At 64.9% G+C, this 17,487-nt stretch carries 17 protein-coding genes and 1 pseudogene; 9 read left to right on the top strand and 9 right to left on the bottom strand.

Translation table 11 applies throughout. From position 1 onward, the window contains the following. Nucleotides 1–75 precede the first annotated feature (75 nt). The 5 genes from gspK to gspG form a co-directional block, all read right to left on the bottom strand. A complete protein-coding gene (gene gspK, locus ACFJGX_RS26305) occupies nucleotides 76–1,053 on the bottom strand; it encodes a type II secretion system minor pseudopilin GspK (RefSeq protein ID WP_382323267.1) in 978 nt (325 codons plus the stop codon). Continuing rightward, nucleotides 1,053–1,787 carry a type II secretion system protein J gene (locus ACFJGX_RS26300; protein WP_382323268.1) on the bottom strand — a complete coding sequence of 245 codons (735 nt, stop codon included), beginning with the start codon at nucleotides 1,785–1,787 and terminating at the stop codon, nucleotides 1,053–1,055. Before ACFJGX_RS26300 ends, gspK begins: the two co-directional genes overlap by 1 nt. Nucleotides 1,788–1,789: 2 nt before the next feature. Further along, complete coding sequence (gspI, locus tag ACFJGX_RS26295) at nucleotides 1,790–2,158, bottom strand: type II secretion system minor pseudopilin GspI (protein WP_382161641.1); 369 nt, start codon at nucleotides 2,156–2,158, stop codon at nucleotides 1,790–1,792. Continuing rightward, nucleotides 2,155–2,607 (bottom strand): prepilin-type N-terminal cleavage/methylation domain-containing protein, encoded by a 453-nt coding sequence (locus ACFJGX_RS26290; RefSeq protein ID WP_382323269.1) that lies wholly within the window; start codon nucleotides 2,605–2,607, stop codon nucleotides 2,155–2,157. The genes gspI and ACFJGX_RS26290 overlap by 4 nt, the downstream gene beginning before the upstream one ends. Nucleotides 2,608–2,728: 121 nt before the next feature. Next, nucleotides 2,729–3,106 carry a type II secretion system major pseudopilin GspG gene (gspG, locus tag ACFJGX_RS26285; protein ID WP_382328819.1) on the bottom strand — a complete coding sequence of 126 codons (378 nt, stop codon included), beginning with the start codon at nucleotides 3,104–3,106 and terminating at the stop codon, nucleotides 2,729–2,731. Nucleotides 3,107–3,282: 176 nt separating this feature from the next. Here gspG and ACFJGX_RS26280 point away from each other — a divergent pair, with 176 nt between their 5' ends. Further along, entirely contained in the window at nucleotides 3,283–3,789 is a 507-nt protein-coding gene (locus tag ACFJGX_RS26280; protein WP_382323270.1) for a type II secretion system protein N, read from the top strand. A gap of 8 nt (nucleotides 3,790–3,797) precedes the next feature. Here the strand turns inward: ACFJGX_RS26280 and ACFJGX_RS26275 are convergent, their stop codons facing one another. Together ACFJGX_RS26275 and ilvA are read right to left on the bottom strand one after the other, a co-directional pair. Next, complete coding sequence (locus ACFJGX_RS26275; RefSeq protein WP_382327382.1) at nucleotides 3,798–4,895, bottom strand: nicotinate-nucleotide--dimethylbenzimidazole phosphoribosyltransferase; 1,098 nt, start codon at nucleotides 4,893–4,895, stop codon at nucleotides 3,798–3,800. Between the two features lie 9 nt (nucleotides 4,896–4,904). After that, nucleotides 4,905–6,450, bottom strand: a pseudogene (ilvA, locus tag ACFJGX_RS26270) (threonine ammonia-lyase, biosynthetic). Between the two features lie 280 nt (nucleotides 6,451–6,730). Here ilvA and ACFJGX_RS26265 point away from each other — a divergent pair. Continuing rightward, a complete protein-coding gene (locus ACFJGX_RS26265; protein WP_382327380.1) occupies nucleotides 6,731–7,180 on the top strand; it encodes an OsmC family protein in 450 nt (149 codons plus the stop codon). Between the two features lie 21 nt (nucleotides 7,181–7,201). On the opposite strand, the gene coq7 is transcribed toward ACFJGX_RS26265, so the two are convergent. After that, nucleotides 7,202–7,864 (bottom strand): 2-polyprenyl-3-methyl-6-methoxy-1,4-benzoquinone monooxygenase, encoded by a 663-nt coding sequence (coq7, locus tag ACFJGX_RS26260; RefSeq protein WP_382323273.1) that lies wholly within the window; start codon nucleotides 7,862–7,864, stop codon nucleotides 7,202–7,204. A gap of 316 nt (nucleotides 7,865–8,180) precedes the next feature. Here coq7 and ACFJGX_RS26255 point away from each other — a divergent pair, with 316 nt between their 5' ends. Both ACFJGX_RS26255 and ACFJGX_RS26250 read left to right on the top strand, forming a co-directional pair. Next, a complete protein-coding gene (locus tag ACFJGX_RS26255) occupies nucleotides 8,181–9,185 on the top strand; it encodes a porin (protein ID WP_382323274.1) in 1,005 nt (334 codons plus the stop codon). 278 nt (nucleotides 9,186–9,463) lie between these two features. Further along, entirely contained in the window at nucleotides 9,464–10,438 is a 975-nt protein-coding gene (locus ACFJGX_RS26250) for a porin (RefSeq protein ID WP_382327378.1), read from the top strand. Between the two features lie 77 nt (nucleotides 10,439–10,515). Here ACFJGX_RS26250 and ACFJGX_RS26245 read toward each other — a convergent pair whose 3' ends face one another. Continuing rightward, on the bottom strand, nucleotides 10,516–10,830 hold the full coding sequence (locus ACFJGX_RS26245) for a ComEA family DNA-binding protein (RefSeq protein WP_382323275.1): 315 nt from the start codon (nucleotides 10,828–10,830) through the stop codon (nucleotides 10,516–10,518). Between the two features lie 367 nt (nucleotides 10,831–11,197). Between ACFJGX_RS26245 and ACFJGX_RS26240 the strand changes: the two genes are divergently transcribed. The 5 genes from ACFJGX_RS26240 (at nucleotide 11,198) to ACFJGX_RS26220 (ending at nucleotide 17,432) form a co-directional block, all read left to right on the top strand. Then, entirely contained in the window at nucleotides 11,198–11,854 is a 657-nt protein-coding gene (locus tag ACFJGX_RS26240) for a DUF3047 domain-containing protein (RefSeq protein ID WP_382327376.1), read from the top strand. Between the two features lie 96 nt (nucleotides 11,855–11,950). Beyond that, nucleotides 11,951–13,522, top strand: coding sequence for an ABC transporter substrate-binding protein (locus tag ACFJGX_RS26235; RefSeq protein ID WP_382328817.1), 1,572 nt, complete (start codon nucleotides 11,951–11,953; stop codon nucleotides 13,520–13,522). A gap of 63 nt (nucleotides 13,523–13,585) precedes the next feature. Continuing rightward, entirely contained in the window at nucleotides 13,586–14,566 is a 981-nt protein-coding gene (locus tag ACFJGX_RS26230; protein WP_291114063.1) for an ABC transporter permease, read from the top strand. Next, nucleotides 14,566–15,849 (top strand): M20 aminoacylase family protein, encoded by a 1,284-nt coding sequence (locus ACFJGX_RS26225; protein WP_382323277.1) that lies wholly within the window; start codon nucleotides 14,566–14,568, stop codon nucleotides 15,847–15,849. The genes ACFJGX_RS26230 and ACFJGX_RS26225 overlap by 1 nt, the downstream gene beginning before the upstream one ends. Next, on the top strand, nucleotides 15,846–17,432 hold the full coding sequence (locus ACFJGX_RS26220; RefSeq protein ID WP_382327374.1) for an ABC transporter substrate-binding protein: 1,587 nt from the start codon (nucleotides 15,846–15,848) through the stop codon (nucleotides 17,430–17,432). The genes ACFJGX_RS26225 and ACFJGX_RS26220 overlap by 4 nt, the downstream gene beginning before the upstream one ends. Nucleotides 17,433–17,487: the final 55 nt, after the last annotated feature.

Below are 17,487 nucleotides of genomic sequence, written 5' to 3'. Positions count from 1 at the left end.
GGGCGGCGAGCCCCTCATTCTAGAGACCCTGGGTGACTCTCAGGGGCCTGATGTGCACCGGGAAAACACGCCGTCTCAGCGCCGGGCAAAGCGTTCGCGCCAGTTCACGCGCACATCGAGGTTGTTGCGCACGACGAGAGAGCGCTCTTCGATGATGGTGTCGTCGAGCCTAAGGCGCCCGCGCACCTCGAAGTGGTTGCTGCGCACACCGTGGTACAGATCAGACAGTTGGCCCGTCATGGCGGGCACCACGGCGCTGGCGTCGGCCAGGCTTTTGAACGGTTCGCGCTCGCGGGCGCTGGTGATCTGCCGGGCCTGGGCCATGTCCAGGCCCGGCACACTGGCGCAGATGGCCTGTGCGCTGGCGGTGTTGAGGTTGAGCGTGGAGCGGGTGGGCAGCACGGTGACGTGGGGTTCGAGCACGGCCAGGCTGTTGCGGCTGATGCCGAGCCAGGCCAGTTGCGCGTATTTCCGGGGCAGCAGGGCGGTGCGCGAGGGCAGGGGGTCGCTCAGCGCCAGGCTCATGGAGGTGCGCAGCTCGTTGGCGGCGGCGTTGAGTTCCGAGACCGGCAGCCCGAGTTGTTCGTAGAGTTTGGCGAAGCTGCGCATGTCGGCTTCGGAGAGTTCCACCTTGGCCTGGGCGCCCGCGCCGACGGTGCGCACCACGTTCAGGAAGTTCATGCGCGACTGCATGTCGATCACTTCGCCCGAGAGAAAGGCCTCCAGCATGCCGTCGGTGTTGTTGTTCTTGTCGGCGGCGAGAAAGCTGGAGAGGCGCGCCTCCTCCAGCGGCATGGCCCAGGGTTCGCCCAGGTGGTCGGCGTTGCCGCTGCTCTGGTTGTCGCGCGCGTCCTCGCGCAGGATCAGGCGCGCCCAATCGAGCGCACCGGTCAACACCCAGCCGGCCTGCACGCGGCGCCGCTCGGCCTGCTCGACCTCGGCCGAGCGCCACTGCTGCCACAACGCGGCCGAGGCCAGGGTGCGCACCAGCGTGACGACGAGCATGGCGAGCAGCAGCGCTGCGCCTTGCTGGTGTCGCCGCAGGGTCTTCATCAGCGCCCCGCTTCCAGGGTGGGGCGGACCCAGTCGCGCACCAGGCTGCCGCTCAGGCCTTCGCCGGTGCCGAGCACGAGTTCCAGGCGCACGCCATTGGGCAGGCTGCCGGTGCGCGCGCCCTCGGGGCCGCCCACGGGCTCTTCATTGCCCGTGGACGACTGCGGGTTGCCCCAGGTTTCACCCCGGTGGTAGAAAAGCTGCCAGTTGTCGATGCCGAGCAGGGCGATGGCGCTGTCGGAACTGGCGTTGCCCGCCTGCGAGGGCAGGGCGCCGCGGCCCCATTCGCCGGCCCGTTGCCAGGCGCGCGCCAGTTCGTCGCGCCGCAACAAGGGGCCGGACTGCCAGCGCACCCATTGGCCGCTGGCGTTGATGCTCGATGAAATCTGCGGCAGGCCGGCCAGCGCCACGCCGGTCAGCCGCGCCCAGGCCACGACGCGGATGCCGCGGCTGTCCAGGCCGGTTTCGCCACTGTCGCGCCGCGTCATGCGCAACACTTGGCCGTTGAAGTCGAGCGCGTTGACTTCGCCGGTGTCGATCAGGGCGTCCAGGTCGGCGGCCCACTGGCCCATGGCCGCCTGCATGCGCAGCAAATCGTCGGCGCGTTGCTGGGTGATGTTCTGGGTGCGCGTCATGCCGTCCAGCGAGCGCCAACTCAGCAGCGCGAGCATGGACATCACGACGATCGCCACCAGCAGTTCGACGAGGGTGAAACCGCGCGCGTGTTTCATCATGCTCAATACCGGCCCATCACGGTGGAGAGGCTGAGCAGGCGCACGTTCACCCCATCCACGGCGGCTTCGACGACCGTGTCCACGCGCCGGAAGTTCGGGTTGGGCGTGGGCAGCACCGACAAGCGCACGCGCATCTCGCGCCCCGCCTGCGTGCACACGGTGTCGGTGTCGCCGGTGCCGGGCAACTGGCGTTGCAGGCGCAGGCGGGTGAGTTCGTTCTCGGCGCACAGCTGGGCCAGCCATTGGTCGCTCTGCCGGCCGGATGCCCGCGTGAGAGCGCCGGTGGCCTGCAGCCCGGCGGCCAGGGTGATGGCGACCACCGCGAGGGCGACGAGCACCTCGATCAGTGTGAAGCCGCGCGGGCGCGTCATGGTGTGGCGGCCAGCACGGTGAAGGGCGAAAGGCCGTCGGTGCCCAGGGTGATGCGCCGGTCCCCCTGGACCAGCATCACCCGCTGTGCGGCGATCAGCGGTTCGGGCCCGAGCACCAGGGTTTGCGCGCCCGGCGGTTGCAGCACCTGGGCCTGGGTGTCCTGGTTGAGCCAAGGGCGCGGCCCGGTGAGCGAGCCGGTGCCCGCCTGGGTGGACAGGCCGAGGAATTCGAAGCCTTGCGGCAGGCTGCGCCAGACCACCGGCAGCCCGCTGGTGCGCGACTGGGCACGCGCGGACTCCAGCATGGCCGTCAGCCGCAGGCCCTCGCGCTCCAGGCGGGTGGCGCCGTCGTCGCGCAAGGCCACGCTCACACCGGCGGTGGCGAAGGCCACGATCACCAGCACCACCATGAGTTCGAGCAGGGTGAAGCCGTGTGCCTTGCTGGCCATGATCAGGGAAACCGCGTTGCCGGAAGGCCGATGGTGGCCGCCGCGCAAGGCCACCCCAAGCAAGGCCAGCCCCCTTGGGGGGCGGCGACCCGCGCGGCGGCGGAGCGTGGGGGCTTGTTTTTCACTGCCAACTGCCGATGTCGGCGTCCTTGCCCTCGCCACCCGCCTGGCCGTCGGCACCGAGCGACAGCACGTCCACCTCGCCCCTCAGGCCCGGGTTGATGTACTGGTAGGGGCGGCCCCAGGGGTCGCCGGGCAGCTTGTCGAGGTAGGGGCGCCAGTTCGGCGGCACGGGGCCGGCGGTCGGCTTGGTCACCAGGGCGTTCAGGCCTTGTTCGTTCGTCGGGTAGCGCTGGTTGTCCAGCCGGTACAGCTTGAGCGCCTGCATCAGGTTGTTGACGTCGGTCTTGGCGGCGGTCACGCGCGCATCGTCTGCACGGTCCAGCACGTTGGGCACGATCAGCGCCGCGAGCACACCGATGATGACCAGCACCACCATGAGCTCGATGAGCGTGAAGCCGCGTTGCAGGGTGCGGGCCAGGCGGGCCGCGAAGGCCGGCGTGCGCAGGGTGGGGGTGGTCAGGTGTGGCAAATCAATCTCCCGCGAACAAGGGCCTGTGGAACGGCCCGATGGCCAGGCCGGAAACCGGTGGTCGTCGATCATAATGCGCCCATATGAACAAGGCACCCGCGTTCGGCCATTCCGGCTTCCTCATGGAAAGCCCAGCCGCCCTGCAGACGGCAGGACGGCGAGGGCCGACCATCGCCGCAGGCCTCCTGTGGCTGGCGGCGGGCCTGAGCGCGGGTTACTGGGTGTTGCTGGCCTGGGGCCGGTCGCCGGTGACGCCGGTGTCGGCCATGGCACCAGCGCAGGTGGCGGCCGATACGGCTTCCGTGGCCCGCTCGCTGGGTGCCTTGCCCGCTGCCGCGTCCACGGGTGCGGTGGCCAGCGCAGCGCCGCCCCGGTACAACTTGCTCGGGGTGGTCGCGGTCGGCACCCGAGATGGTGCCGCGCTGATCGCGGTGGATCGCCAGCCACCACGGCCTTACCGCCTAGGGGCCTCGCTGGAGGGTGGGCTGGTGCTGCAATCCGTCTCGCGCCGCGCGGTGCATCTGGGGCCTTCGCTGGAAGCCCCGGCCTCGGTGGAGCTGACCCTGCCCGAGACCACCACGCCGCCCTGAATCCGGGCTCAGCGTTCGAGCAAGCCCTGGGCGGCGAGCAGCAGGGGCCACGCCAGCAGAGCGCCGGTGCCCTGGCCCATGCGCATGCCCATGTCCAGCAGAGGCTGGGCCTGCAGATGGATCAGCATCAGGCGGTGCCCGCTTTCTGCCGAGCGGTGCGCAAACACCAGGTAGTCGGCCACGGCTGGCACCAGGCCCCGCGCCACCAGGGCGGCCGCGCTCGCCACGTACCCATCCACCAGCACCACCCGCCGCTCGGCGGCCGCCTGCAACATGGCGCCGGCCATCATGGCGATCTCGAACCCACCGAGCGCGGCCAGCGCGTCCAGCGGCCCCAGCGCCTTGCGGTGCCGGCTGGCGGCGGCCGAGAGTTTTTCGATGCGCTGGGGGTGCGGGTCGTCGTGGGGGCCCGCGCCGTGGAAGTCGTCGCGTCCGCAGGCGTCGGACAGCGGCACGCCACACAGCCGGGAGAGCAGCAGGGAGGCGGCGACGTTGTTGGCCACGCCCACGTCGCCCAGGGCAATCACGTTGCCGGGGAGGTGGCGCACCACGTCCATGCCCGCGTGCAGGGCCGACACGGCCTGCGCCTGTGACATGGCCGGGCCGATCATCAGGTTGCGGGTGCCATAGCCGATCTTGCGCAGCAGCAGTGGTGCCTTGCGCCGGGCATCGTCGGGCAGGGTGATGTGGGAGGCCACGCCGGCGTCGACCACCGTGAGGTCGAAGCCGTGCATCTGGGCCAGGGCATTGACCGGTGCGGCGCCGAGCAGCAGTTGCAGCACGTGCTCGCAGGTCATGGACTGCGGCATTTCCGACATGCCCTCGTCGGCAATGCCGTGGTCGGCCGCGAACACGACCAGTTGAGGGGAGTCGAAAACCAGCAGGTCAAAGGGCAGGGGGCTGCCGTGCTGGATGCGCGCCAGCTGCAGCACCAGGGCTTCCATGCGGCCGAGCGAGTGCTCCGGCATGCCTTCGGGCGCCAGGCGCAGCATCACCGAGTGGTCCAGCAGCGTGTCCGTCGTGGCCGCGATGTGGGGCAGCTTCAGGTTCGCGGGCAACTCGGGTGCCCGTCGGGTGATCGGTTCGAAGACGGGGTCGAGGGCCATGGCGGGTGGTCAGCTTTTGAGGAACAGACGGTACACCGGATTGCTGGTTTCCTCCACGTACGGATAACCCAACGTGTCGAGAAACTTGTCGAACGCCTTGTGGTCCTTTGCAGGCACCTGAAGCCCGACCAGGATGCGGCCGTAGTCGGCGCCCTGGTTGCGGTAGTGGAACAGGCTGATGTTCCAGCCCGGGCGCATCAGGCTCAGGAATTTGAGCAGCGCACCCGGCCGCTCCGGGAACACGAAGCGCAGCAGGCGCTCGTCGTGCGCCAGGGGCGAATGCCCACCCACCATGTGCCGGATGTGCTCCTTCGCCAGTTCGTCGTGCGTGAGGTCCAGGGTCTCGAAACCGTGCCTGATCAGGTTGGCCGCGATCTTGCCGGACTCGCCCTTGCCATGGGTGGTCAGGCCCACGAACACATGGGCCGCGCTGCCGTCGTGGATGCGGTAGTTGAACTCGGTCACGTTGCGCGGTCCGCCTGGCAGCTTTTCGATCGCTTCGCAGAAGCGGCGGAAGCTGCCCCGCTCCTCGGGGATGGTGACGGCAAACAGCGCCTCACGCTCCTCGCCCACTTCGGCGCGCTCGGCCACGAAGCGCAGCCGGTCGAAGTTCATGTTGGCGCCGCACAGGATGGCGGCATAGGTTTCGCCGCGGGTCTTGTGCTGGGCCACGTATTGCTTGATGGCCGCCACCGCCAGCGCCCCCGAGGGCTCGACGATGCTGCGCGTGTCCACGAACACGTCCTTGATCGCGGCGCACACCGCGTCCGTGTCGACGGTGATGTACCCGTCGACCAGATCGCGTGCGATGCGGAAGGTTTCTTCGCCGACCAGCTTGACCGCCGTGCCGTCGGCGAACAGGCCCACGTCGGCCAGGGTGACGCGTTCACCTCCCTCGACCGAGCGCAACATCGCGTCCGAGTCGGTCGTCTGCACACCGATCACCTTGATTTCGGGGCGCACGGCCTTGATGTAGTTGCGCGACGCCCGAAATGAGACCGCCGCCGCCGATCGCCACGAACACGGCATCCAGGTGGTCCGAGCCCAGGCTCTGGAGCTGGCGCAGGATCTCCATGGCGATCGTGCCCTGACCCGCGATCACGTCCGGGTCGTCGAAAGGGTGCACGAAAGTGAGTCCCTGCTTCTTCTGCAGGGTGAGGGAGTGGGTATAGGCGTCGGAGTAGCTGTCGCCATGCAGGACCACTTCACCACCAAAACCACGGACCGCGTCGATCTTGACCTGGGGCGTGGTGGTCGGCATCACGATCACCGCGCGCGTGCCGAGTTTGCGCGCGCCCAGCGCCACCCCCTGGGCATGGTTGCCCGCCGAGGCACAGATGACACCCTTTTTCAACTGCTCTGGCGAGAGGTGCGCCATCTTGTTGTAGGCGCCCCGCAACTTGAAGCTGAACACGGGCTGCTGGTCTTCCCGCTTGAGCAGCACGGTGTTGTGCAGCCGCCGGCTCAGGTTGGTTGCCGGCTCCAGCGCGGATTCCACCGCGACGTCATACACCCGGGCATTCAGGATTTTTTTCAGGTAGTCCGCCGGCCCCATGGTGGTGGTCGACGAGGCTTTTGGGGTGTTGTTGTGTTGTTTGGGGCGGGCTGGCGGCATGGTGTTCCTCGCCGCACATCATATCGGGGGCGAAAAAAAGCCCGGGCTGGCAGAACCAGACCGGGCTTGAATCCACCCGTGGAGGGTAGAGGAGACAACCGTAAATACAATGACGCCAGTATAACGCTCGCATGCTGCATTGCAACATCGCCAATCAGATTTCTATGATTTTTAGAGCGCTCACCCCAATACCTTTGGTTATTTAACGACAGGACACCTTATGGAATGCACCGTCACCTGGACCGGCGCCGCCGGTACCCGCTCCAACATGGGCTTTGTGGCCGAGACCGGCAGTGCGCACGTGATCGCCATGGATGGCGCCCCGGATGAAGCGAAGCCGGAAAACGGGGGCGCCAACCTGGCGGCCCGCCCGATGGAAACGGTGCTGGCCGGCACGGGCGGATGCACCGCCTACGACGTGGTCCTGATCCTTAAAAGAGGCCGCCACGACGTGCGCGGTTGCAGCGTGAAGCTGGTGACCGAGCGCGCGCCTGTCGATCCCAAGGTGTTCACCAAGATCCACATGCATTTCACGGTGACCGGGAAAGGCATTCCGGCCGTGGCGGTGGAGCGCGCCATTGCCATGAGCCACGACAAATACTGCTCGGCCAGCATCATGCTGGGCAAGACCGCTGAGATCACGACCAGCTTTGATCTGCTGGAGGCTTGAGCGTCGGCGCTTGTGCACTGCTCAGATGCGGTGTGCCACGGTGGTCATGACCTTGGCCGCCATGCGCATCAGTCCTTTGACCGGGGCGGGAAGCTCCACCGCGCCAGCCTGCTGAGCCTCGCGAGCGTGTCGGGCTTCGTCGTCCTTCATTTGCGCGACGATGGCTCTGGAGGCTTGGTCCTTCGCGGGCAGGCGGTCCATGTGGCTCGCCAGATGGGCTTCCACCTGGCGCTCGGTTTCGACCACGAAACCCAGACTCATACCCGGCCCCACGCGTCCGGCGATCAAGCCCAGGCCAAAGGCCCCTGCATACCAGAGCGGGTTGAGCAGCGAGGGTCGGGCGCCCAGCTCGTCCAGGCGTGCCTGGGTCCACGCGAGGTGGTCCGTCTCTTCACGCCCCGCGGCTTCCAATTGCAGGGCGAGTGCCTCATTGGGCATGGCGCCGGTAGCCCGGGGCCAGCGCGCCGCCAAGGCCTGCGCTGTGTACAGCGCCTGGGCACAAACCTCGCCGACATGGTTCACCCGCATCAGGGCGCCAGAGAGCTGGCGCTCTTCCGGGCCGAGTTCCGCGTCCGATGCCCGTTCGGGCAAGGTCGGGCATTCGCGCGTGCCCCTCGGTGAAACGAACAAGGTCCTCAGGGCCGAGTCGGCCGCATTCAGCAAGGCATCGGTGGTGTTGGGCATGGTGTGGACAGAAGGGATCGCCAGGGCACATGCTGCCATGAATTGCTCATCGATGATTTTGGCGATCGGCCGCCTGTGCCGGTTTCCTGGGCTGAACGCCGCGAGCCATGGATCATGATTTGTGAGCCTAACCATATGCGGGTATCTACTAACAACGTGGCACAGGTGCAACGGATGCACCGCCATGAGGCGAGAAAAGCCCTCACCACCATGGCGCCATCGGAAACTTTCTGATGCAATTAGCGCAGCTTCCTGGATGGAGGTTGGCTCGGTGGCAAAGACCCCCGGCCCTTATTAACCCTTGGAGAACCCTTCAATGAAAAAGACCCTGATCGCTCTGGCCGCCGTGGCAGCCACCGGCGCCGCTTTCGCACAGTCGACCGTGACCCTGTCGGGCACCGTTGACGTTGGCCTCGAGAAGCGTTTCTCTGGCGACGCCCTGCGCATGACCGCCAACCGCAACGGCACCAGCAACTGGACCCTGGCCGGCACCGAAGACCTCGGCGGCGGCCTGAAGGCTGTGTTCCAAGTGTCGACCTCGTTCAACAGTGACACCGGCACCGTGTCCTCCGTCGATGGCCTGGGCAACAACGGCATGTTCGTTGGCCTGACCGGCGGCTTCGGTACCCTGCGCGCTGGCCGTCCGGTCAACACGCTGTACGGCAACGTCCTGCTGGCCAACGGCACCAAGGGTGTTTCCGTGCATGACGCCAACACCGTGCTGGGCGGTAACGCCACGGCCACGGCCAAGACGTCGAATGCTTCGAGTTCGGTGTATGTGCCCAACGCGGTGCAGTACCACTCGCCCCGTTTCGGCGGCGTGCAAGTCCAGCTGGAATACGCTCCTTCCGAGTCCACGGCTGCTGGCAACAAGGCTGGCAAGGCCATCGGTGTTCGCTACGACGGCGGCCCTCTGAGCGCCACGTTCGTGAACTACACGGGCGCCACGGCAGCTGCCACCACGCTCAAGGCCGTGAACCAGTTCGCGGTCTCGTATGATTTCAGCGTCGTCAAGGTGTTCTTCACCATCCGTGATCAAGGTGGTCTGGCTTCTGATCAAGACAACTCCTACGCTCTGGGCCTGACGGCTCCCGTGGGTCCTGGCCTGATCTACGCCTCGTTCAACAACAACGAGCAAGTGGGCGACGATGGCCGCACCATCATCGCTGGCTACAAGTACTTCCTGAGCAAGCGCACCCAGGCCTACGTGAACGTTGCACGCCGCAACGCCGCTTGGGTCCCGGCTACGGTGACGGCCGCTGGCGGCAACGGTGCCAAGTCCAGCACCGGCTTCGGTTTCGGTCTGCAACACAACTTCTGATCGTCTCGCTGGCTTCAAGCCAGCTTGCTCAGATGTTTGAAAGCCACCTGTCTTCGGACAGGTGGCTTTTTATTGGTTGTGGTTGAAAGTCACTGGGGGCCGTCACCCCCCCCCCCTGCGCTGTTGCACTGAGGCAACAAAACGGACCGAATTTGAACCGTTTTTCAGGGCTTACCCTAGGGACAAGGAGCTTTCCTCCTAACATGCACCAGTCAGTTTTCTAACTTTGTGGTGGTCCTCACCGCAATATTTTTAAGGAAGTAACCATGAAAAAATCATTGATCGCCCTGGCAGTTCTCGGCTCCGTGGCTGGTGTGGCCCAAGCCCAATCCAGCGTGACCATGTACGGTCTGGTGGACGTTTGGGCTGGCCGCGTCAAGACGGAAGTGCCTGGCGTGGGTTCCGTGTCCTCCACCCGTCTGGACTCCGCTGGTCTGGCCACCAGCCGCTGGGGCGTGCAGGGTTCGGAAGACCTGGGCGGCGGTTTGAAGGCCATCTTCAAGCTGGAGCAAGGCTTTGATGCTTCCAACGGCACGGCCGTTGCTGGCACCGCTTTCAACCGCCAATCGTGGGTTGGCCTGGAAGGCGGCTTCGGTACCGTCCAGTTCGGTAACGTGTGGTCGGCTTTTGACGATGTGTTCTACATCGGCAACTCCATCTTCGACGCAGTGTCCTTCTCGCCCGCATACGCTGTCATGAGCGTTGCTGCCTATAACGACAAGCCGCGCAACGCCCTGCGTTACACCTCGCCCAACTTCGGCGGCTTCAGCGCTGCTGTGTCGCACGGCCTGGACGAGAACGCTGCTGTCAAGCGCGACCAGACCGACTTCAACCTGCAGTACGCTGCTGGTCCTCTGACGGCTGCTTTCGCATACCAGCTGCAAAACGACGCTGCTGGCGTTGGTCAAGACGCCAAGTTCACCTACTTCACCGCCGCCTACGACCTGGGCGTGGCCGTGCTGAAGGGCGGCGTTGGCCAGACCCGCAATGTGTTCGCCACGAAGACCAACGACTGGCAAATCGGCGCCGACTTCCCCCTGTCGTCCGCTCTGACCCTGTCGACCGGCTACGCCTCGTCCAAGGACAAGGATGGCACGGACACCAAGCGCACCGGCTACTCCGTGGGCGCCCTGTACGCGCTGTCCAAGCGCACCTCGACCTACGCCGCCTTCACCAAGGCCAAGGAAGAAGTCGCTGGCACGACCGCCGTCAAGGGCACCGTGTTCGGTGTTGGCCTGCAGCACAAGTTCTGATCCCCGTTCTTCGGAACACCGATCAGTCAAAAGCCACCCGGCATGCCGGGTGGCTTTTTTATGGGCTTGGCGGGAGACTACTTTGTGGGGGCAGCAGACTTCTTGTCTGCTGGCGCAGCTGCGGTGGGTTTGAAGCTGTCCCCATTGACGGTCAGTCCCTCCGACGACAGCTTGGCGGCGCGTTTGTCACCAATGCCGGGTACCCTCTGAATCAGGTCGCCCCAGTTCTTGAAGGGGGAGGCCTTGCGCGCTTCCAGGATCTTGGCCGACGTGCTTGGGCCGATGCCTTTGATGCTGTCGAGGTCGGCCACGGTGGCGGTGTTGATGTCCACCGCAGCGAAACTGGCGGCGGCGAGAAGGGCCAGCAGACTGGTCAGAATTTTCTTGAACATGGATTCCTTTCCATTGAAACGTTGATGACATGTCATGGAGGGGGGCTTGCAAACATGCGCTTCCCGATTCATGACCCGAAGCCAGCGATGGCTTCGAGTCATGAATTTATTTCCAAAGTTTGATTTTTCAAAGAAAAATACAATTTTTATAATTCTTAGTAACTCTTTTATGCGTGTTTGCAACATGAAGGCGCCCGTTCGAGCGCCAAAAGGAAGCGGATTGGGTTTGCTGGCGTCCCTTGCTTGCGTCGGATGGTTTGCGTTGGTGCTGGCAGGGTGTGCGGGATCACCTGCGGTGTCGGACGACCTCGCTGAGGAGGGTCCACCTTCTCGACCTCAAAGAATGCCCCATGGGGCCAGCCCGGCGGTGCTGAAAGCCGCCCACCAGCTGTTTTCCACCCCGGCGACGGATGTGCCATGGGAGCCGTTCTTCTTCCCCGGCAAGCGGTACCTGGCGTTCGAGCCGGTTCAGGTCGGGGGGCGCCCGGCACTGCAGGTGCGTGCGAAGAGTTCCGTCAGCATCCTGAGGCAGCGGTTCGTGCCTTCGCTGGAATCCGTGGGGCGTCTTTCGTTTTCGTGGCGGGTCGATGCTTTGCCCACGGATGCCGATCTGGCCGTGTCCAGTCAGGCGGACTCGGCGGTGCGGGTGGTCCTCGCCTTCGATGGTGATCGCACGCGCTGGACGCCCAGAAACCATCGCCTGTCGGAGATGAGTCGCTTGCTGACGGGCGAAGAGATGCCCTATGCCTCCTTGGTCTATGTCTGGAGCGCCAAGCACGCACCGGGCACCGTTGTGGTGAACCCGCGCACGGACCGCATCCGGAAGCTGGTGGTGGACAGCGATGTGCGCAACTTGGGGCAGTGGCGCGATCATGTGCGCGACGTGCGCGCCGACTTCCGTCTGGCGTTTGGCGAGGAACCGGGACCCTTGCGCCTGGTGGCGCTGATGACGGACACCGACAACACGGACAGCCAACTCACGGCGTGGTATGGCGCGCTGAGGCTGGAACGCGCCTCAGATTGACGCCAGGGCGTCTGTCCGTTCGGGTTACTCCGGTGCATTGGCCGGGAACGTTTGTTGCATAGTGGCGGGATGTCCACTTTATTTAGGTGTCAACAAATGAAGCTCCCACTTGCAGTCCTGTTCGCCGCGATGGCCGTTGGTGCCGGCGGTGCTCACGCCAAAACTTTCAAATGGACGAGCGCCAGTGACATTCCCACGTGGGACATCCATTCCCAGAACAACGCCCTGGCGAACGGCATCCATGCGTCGGTGTATGAGTCGCTGGTTTACTACAACAGCAAGACCTTCAAGCCCGAGCCCGTTCTGGCGACGGCCTGGAAGCAGGTGACGCCCACGCAGTTGCGCATGAACCTGCGCACGGGGGTCAAGTTCCACGATGGCTCGACGTTCTCGGCGGACGACGCGGTGTTCTCGATCGAACGGGCAATGACCAAGACATCGAACTTCGGCATCTATGCGCAAGGCATCGACCGGGTGGTGAAGGTGGACGCCAACACCATCGACATCTTCACGAAGGACCCCAACCCGGTGTTGCTGAACCAGCTCACCGAGTTGCGCATGATGAGCAAGGCCTGGGCGGAGAAGAACAACTCGACCATGCCCAAGGACATCAAGACGCAGGACGAGAACTTCGCCCATCGCAACGCCAATGGCACGGGCCCCTTCGTGCTGAAGGAGTGGCAGCCGGACCAGAAGTTGGTCGTCACGCGCAACCCGAATTGGTGGGGCAAGTCGGAAGGCAACGTGACCGAAGTGGTCTACACGCCCGTCAAAGCGGTGCGCACGCGCATGGCGGCGCTGCTTTCAGGTGAGGTGGATCTGGTGCTCGACCCCAGCCCGCAGGATCTGGCGCGCGTGCGTGGCGACCAGAACCTCAAGGTGATCGATGGCGTGGAAAACCGGACCATCTTCTTCGGCATGGACCAGTTTCGCGATGAACTGCCGGGCAGCAACATCAAGGGCAAGAACCCATTGAAGGACCAGCGGGTCCGCAAGGCGTTGTACCAGGCCATCGACATGAACACGATCGCGCGTGTGAGCCTGCGTGGTCTGGGACAGCCCACTGGCGCCCTGGTGGCCCCGCAGGTCAATGGTTGGACGGAGGCGGTTCACAAGCGGCATCCTTTCGACGTGGCGGCAGCCCAGAAGCTGCTGGCCGATGCGGGCTACAAGGATGGCTTTGAAGTCGACTTCGCCTGCCCCAACAACCGCTACATCAACGACGAGCAGATCTGCCAGGCCGTGACGTCCATGTGGGCGCGCATCGGTGTGAAGGCCAAGCTGCGCACCTTGCCGCTGGTGACCTACTTCCCGATGATCCAGCGCTACGAAGCCAGCATCTACATGCTGGGTTGGGGTGTGCCCACCTTTGACGCGCTCTACAGTCTGCAGTCCCTGGTGCGTTCAGTCGGGGCGGGTGGCGATGGCAACTACAACGTGGGTCGCTACAGCAACCCGCAGATGGACGCGCTGGTGGAGCGCACCAAAAAGGAAACGGATCTCAAGCTGCGCACGGAACTGCTGACCAAGGCCTTGGCGCTGCAGAACGAGGACGTGGCCCACATTCCCCTGCACAACCAGATCATTCCCTGGGCCATGAAGAAGAATGTCGACGTGGTGCACCGGGCGGACAACCGCCTGGACTGGCGTCTCATCAAGGTAAACTGATTTCACAGCGTCAGTCGAGGGTCGCGCACCGCAGGGGGCGACCCTCTCTTTATTTTTCAAACGATGTTCGCATTCATTCTTCGGCGACTGGCGCAAGCCGTGATCGTCATGGTCAGCGTGGCGTTCATCGCGTTCATGTTGTTTCAGTATGTGGGGGATCCCGTGGTGTTCCTGCTCGGGCAGGATGCCACCCCCGACCAGGTGCGCGAACTGCGCACCGAACTCGGTCTGGACCGCCCCTTCTTCGTGCAGTTCTGGCATTTCCTCGCCAACGCGGTGCAAGGTGAATTCGGTCTGTCGCTGCGGCAGGGGGCCAAGGTCTCGCGCCTGATCGCCGAGCGTTTCCCTGCCACGCTGGAGCTGTCTATGGTGGCGGCGGTGCTTGCGCTGGTGGTGGGCATCCCGATGGGGGTGTACGCGGCGTTGCGGCGCGGTACGTTCATGAGCCAGGTGTTCATGACTGTGTCGCTGCTCGGTGTGTCCCTTCCCACGTTTCTGATCGGCATCCTGCTGATCCTGCTGTTCGCCGTCACATTGGGCTGGTTCCCCAGCTTCGGTCGGGGTGACGTGACACAGCTGGGTTGGTGGAGCACCGGCTTGTTGACTCCGAAGGGCTGGCACCACATCACCCTGCCGGCCATCACGCTGGCGATCTTCCAGCTCACGTTGATCATGCGGCTGGTGCGCGCGGAAATGCTGGAGGTGCTGCGCACCGACTACATCAAGTTCGCGCGCGCCCGAGGCCTGACCAACCGCGCGGTGCATTTTGGACACGCGCTGAAGAACACGCTGGTGCCGGTGATGACCATCACCGGTCTGCAACTGGGGGGCTTGATCGCCTTCGCCATCATCACGGAGACGGTGTTCCAGTGGCCGGGCATGGGGTTGCTGTTCATCCAGGCCGTGACCTTCGCCGACATCCCGGTGATGGCCGCCTACCTGTGCCTCATCGCGCTGATCTTCGTGGTCATCAACCTGATCGTCGATCTGCTGTACTTCGCGGTCGACCCCCGCCTTCGCGTGGAGAAGGCGGGAGGCCATTGATGTCCACCTCGTCCCGCATCAAGGCCCATGGCCGCGCGTTTTCCCACATCGCGGCCTTCCACCCCGAGCTCACGGCCTTGCGCCGTGATCTGCACGCCCATCCGGAAATCGGTTTCGAAGAGCACTACACCGCGCAGCGCGTGGTCGAGTCGCTCAAGGTGTGTGGCGTGGACGAGATCCACACCGGCATCGGCAAGACGGGGGTGGTGGCCGTGATCCGCGGCCGCCGTCACACCAGTGGCCGCATGGTCGGCCTGCGCGCCGACATGGACGCGCTGCCCATGACCGAGCACAACGACTTTGCCTGGAAGTCCATGCGCCCCGGCATGATGCACGGCTGCGGCCACGACGGCCACACCGCCATGCTGGTGGGTGCGGCGCGCTACCTGGCCGAAACGCGCCAGTTCGACGGCACGGCGGTGCTGATCTTCCAGCCGGGTGAAGAAGGTTTTGCGGGCGCCAAGGCCATGATCGAGGACGGCCTGTTCGACCGCTTCCCGGTGCAATCCGTTTTCGGCATGCACAACTGGCCGCAGATGCGCCCTGGCATGGTGGGCGTGAACCCCGGCCCCATGATGGCCTCGGCCGATCGCATCACCATCGAAGTCACGGGCAAGGGCGGCCACGGCGCGCACCCTTACCAGACGGTGGACCCGGTGCTGGTGTCGGCCCACATCATCACGGCGGTGCAGAGCATCGTCTCACGCAACGTGCGCGCCATCGACAGCGCGGTCATCAGCCTGTGCGCGATGCAGGCCGGCGACATGGGCGCGTTCAGCGTGATGCCGGGCAAGGCCACGCTGGTGGGCACGGTGCGCACCTTCAACCCCGAAGTGCAGGCCATGGTCGAGAAACGCCTGCAGGAGGTCTGCTCCGGCGTGGCGCTGGGCCTGGGTGCCACGGCGCACGTGAACTACGAGCGCATCTACCCGGCCACCATCAACACGCGGGACGAAGCCCGTTTCGCGGCCGATGTGGCGCAGAAGCTGGTCGGCCACGACCACGTGGACCGCAACATGGACCCGAGCATGGGGGCCGAGGACTTCTCGTTCATGCTGCAGGTCAAGCCCGGGGCCTACCTGCGCCTGGGGCAAGGCGCCGAAAACGGCCTTGGCAGCTGTTTCCTGCACAACAGCCGCTACGACTTCAACGACGAGGTTCTGCCGCTCGGAGCGGCCCTGCACGCCAGCCTGGTGGAGCACGCCATGCCATTGGCCGATGAGGCTCACGCGTCGAGCAAAACCCCTTCCACAACCACAAACGCATCAAGGAGCGAAGCATGATTTTCCGGAAAACGCTGGCGGCCGCACTGGTCACAACCGCCATGCTCACCCTGGGGGCCGCCTCGGCGCAGACCATCCGCATCGGCAACCAGGGCGATGCCCTGTCCATGGACCCGCATTCGCTCAACGAGTCCTTGCAGCTCAGCGTGACGAACAACGTCTACGAACCCTTGGTGGCGCGCGACCAGAACCTGAAGCTGGTGCCCGGGCTGGCGACGAGCTGGAAACAGACCTCGCCCAGCGTCTGGCGTTTCGAACTGCGCAAGGGCGTGAAATTCCACGACGGCGCACCCTTCACGGCCGATGACGTGTTGTTCACCTTCGCGCGCGCTTCGGGCGAAGGCTCGGACATGAAGAGCTACACCAACGACGTGAAGGAAGTCCGCAAGGTCAACGACTTCACGGTCGACATCGAGACCAAGGGACCGTTCCCTATCCTGCCCGACGTGCTGTCGCTGCTGTTCATGATGAACAAGAAGTGGGCCGAGGACAACCAGGCCACGCGACCCGTGGACCGACGAAAGGGTGTCGAGAATGCGGCCTCGTTCCGCGCCAATGGCACCGGCCCGTTCCGCCTGCGCGAGCGCCAGCCGAACGTCAAGACCAGCTTCGTGCGCAATGGCAGCTACTGGGGCAAGATCGAGGGCAACGTGGTCAACGTGGAGTACACGCCGATCGGCAACGACTCCACCCGCGTGGCGGCGCTGCTCTCGGGCCAGGTGGACGTGATCGAGCCGGTCCCGCTGCAGGACGTGGCGCGCATCAACGCCAGCGGCAAGAGCAAGGTGATGCAGGGTCCCGAACTGCGCACCATCTTCCTGGGTATGGACCAGAAGCGCGACGAGCTGCTGTACTCCAGCGTCAAGGGCAAGAACCCCTTCAAGGACAAGCGCGTGCGCCAGGCCTTCTACCAGGCCATCGACATCAACGGCATCCAGCGCACCGTGATGCGCGGCGCCTCCAAGCCCATGGCGCTGATGGTGGGTCCCGGCATCAATGGCTTCGACAACGCCATGAACAACCGCCTGCCGTACGACCCCGACGCCGCCAAGAAGTTGCTGGCCGATGCCGGCTACCCCAATGGCTTTGAAGTGGCCTTGAACTGCCCCAACGACCGCTACGTGAACGACGGCGCGATCTGCCAGGCGGTCGCCGCCAACCTCGCGCGCATCGGGGTGAAGATCAACCTGCAGGCCGAAACCAAGGGCACCTACTTCCCCAAGATCCTGCGCCGCGACACCAGCTTCTTCATGCTGGGCTGGACCCCGGGCACCTACGACGCGCACAACGCCCTGAATGCCTTGATGCGCTGCGTGGACGACAAGGGCAGTGGCGAGTTCAACCTGGGCGCCTACTGCAACCCCAAGGTCGACGAGCTGACGGTGCAGATCCAGTCGGAGACCGACAAGGCCAAGCGCGATGCCCTGATCAAGGAAGCCTTCAAGCTGCACTCGGACGACATCGGCCACCTGCCGCTGCACCAACAGGCCCTGGCCTGGGGCGTGGCCAACAACGTGGAGCTGGTCCAGCTGGCCGACAACTTCATGCCGTTCCGTTTCATGTCGGTGAAACCGGCGAAATAAGCCGGCCCTCGCCACCACGAGGCCCCGGCCTTGTGGTGGCGTCGCACCCAACCAG

The sequence above is a fragment of the Hydrogenophaga sp. UC242_50 genome, assembly GCF_042697355.1.
Classification (GTDB): domain Bacteria; phylum Pseudomonadota; class Gammaproteobacteria; order Burkholderiales; family Burkholderiaceae_C; genus Hydrogenophaga.
This window is presented reverse-complemented; position numbering and strand designations above follow the sequence as displayed.

Coding starts and splice junctions, on each gene's coding strand:
- ACFJGX_RS26280 (WP_382323270.1), top strand. CDS start 3,283: ATGAACAAGGCACCCGCGTTCGGCCATTCCGGCTTCCTCATGGAAAGC.
- ACFJGX_RS26225 (WP_382323277.1), top strand. CDS start 14,566: ATGTCCACCTCGTCCCGCATCAAGGCCCATGGCCGCGCGTTTTCCCAC.
- gspI (WP_382161641.1), bottom strand. CDS start 2,158: ATGACGCGCCCGCGCGGCTTCACACTGATCGAGGTGCTCGTCGCCCTC.
- ACFJGX_RS26245 (WP_382323275.1), bottom strand. CDS start 10,830: ATGTTCAAGAAAATTCTGACCAGTCTGCTGGCCCTTCTCGCCGCCGCC.
- ACFJGX_RS26275 (WP_382327382.1), bottom strand. CDS start 4,895: ATGGCCCTCGACCCCGTCTTCGAACCGATCACCCGACGGGCACCCGAG.
- ACFJGX_RS26235 (WP_382328817.1), top strand. CDS start 11,951: ATGAAGCTCCCACTTGCAGTCCTGTTCGCCGCGATGGCCGTTGGTGCC.
- ACFJGX_RS26265 (WP_382327380.1), top strand. CDS start 6,731: ATGGAATGCACCGTCACCTGGACCGGCGCCGCCGGTACCCGCTCCAAC.
- ACFJGX_RS26290 (WP_382323269.1), bottom strand. CDS start 2,607: ATGGCCAGCAAGGCACACGGCTTCACCCTGCTCGAACTCATGGTGGTG.
- gspG (WP_382328819.1), bottom strand. CDS start 3,106: ATGGTGGTGCTGGTCATCATCGGTGTGCTCGCGGCGCTGATCGTGCCC.
- ACFJGX_RS26220 (WP_382327374.1), top strand. CDS start 15,846: ATGATTTTCCGGAAAACGCTGGCGGCCGCACTGGTCACAACCGCCATG.
- gspK (WP_382323267.1), bottom strand. CDS start 1,053: ATGAAGACCCTGCGGCGACACCAGCAAGGCGCAGCGCTGCTGCTCGCC.
- ACFJGX_RS26230 (WP_291114063.1), top strand. CDS start 13,586: ATGTTCGCATTCATTCTTCGGCGACTGGCGCAAGCCGTGATCGTCATG.
- coq7 (WP_382323273.1), bottom strand. CDS start 7,864: ATGCCCAACACCACCGATGCCTTGCTGAATGCGGCCGACTCGGCCCTG.
- ACFJGX_RS26300 (WP_382323268.1), bottom strand. CDS start 1,787: ATGATGAAACACGCGCGCGGTTTCACCCTCGTCGAACTGCTGGTGGCG.
- ACFJGX_RS26255 (WP_382323274.1), top strand. CDS start 8,181: ATGAAAAAGACCCTGATCGCTCTGGCCGCCGTGGCAGCCACCGGCGCC.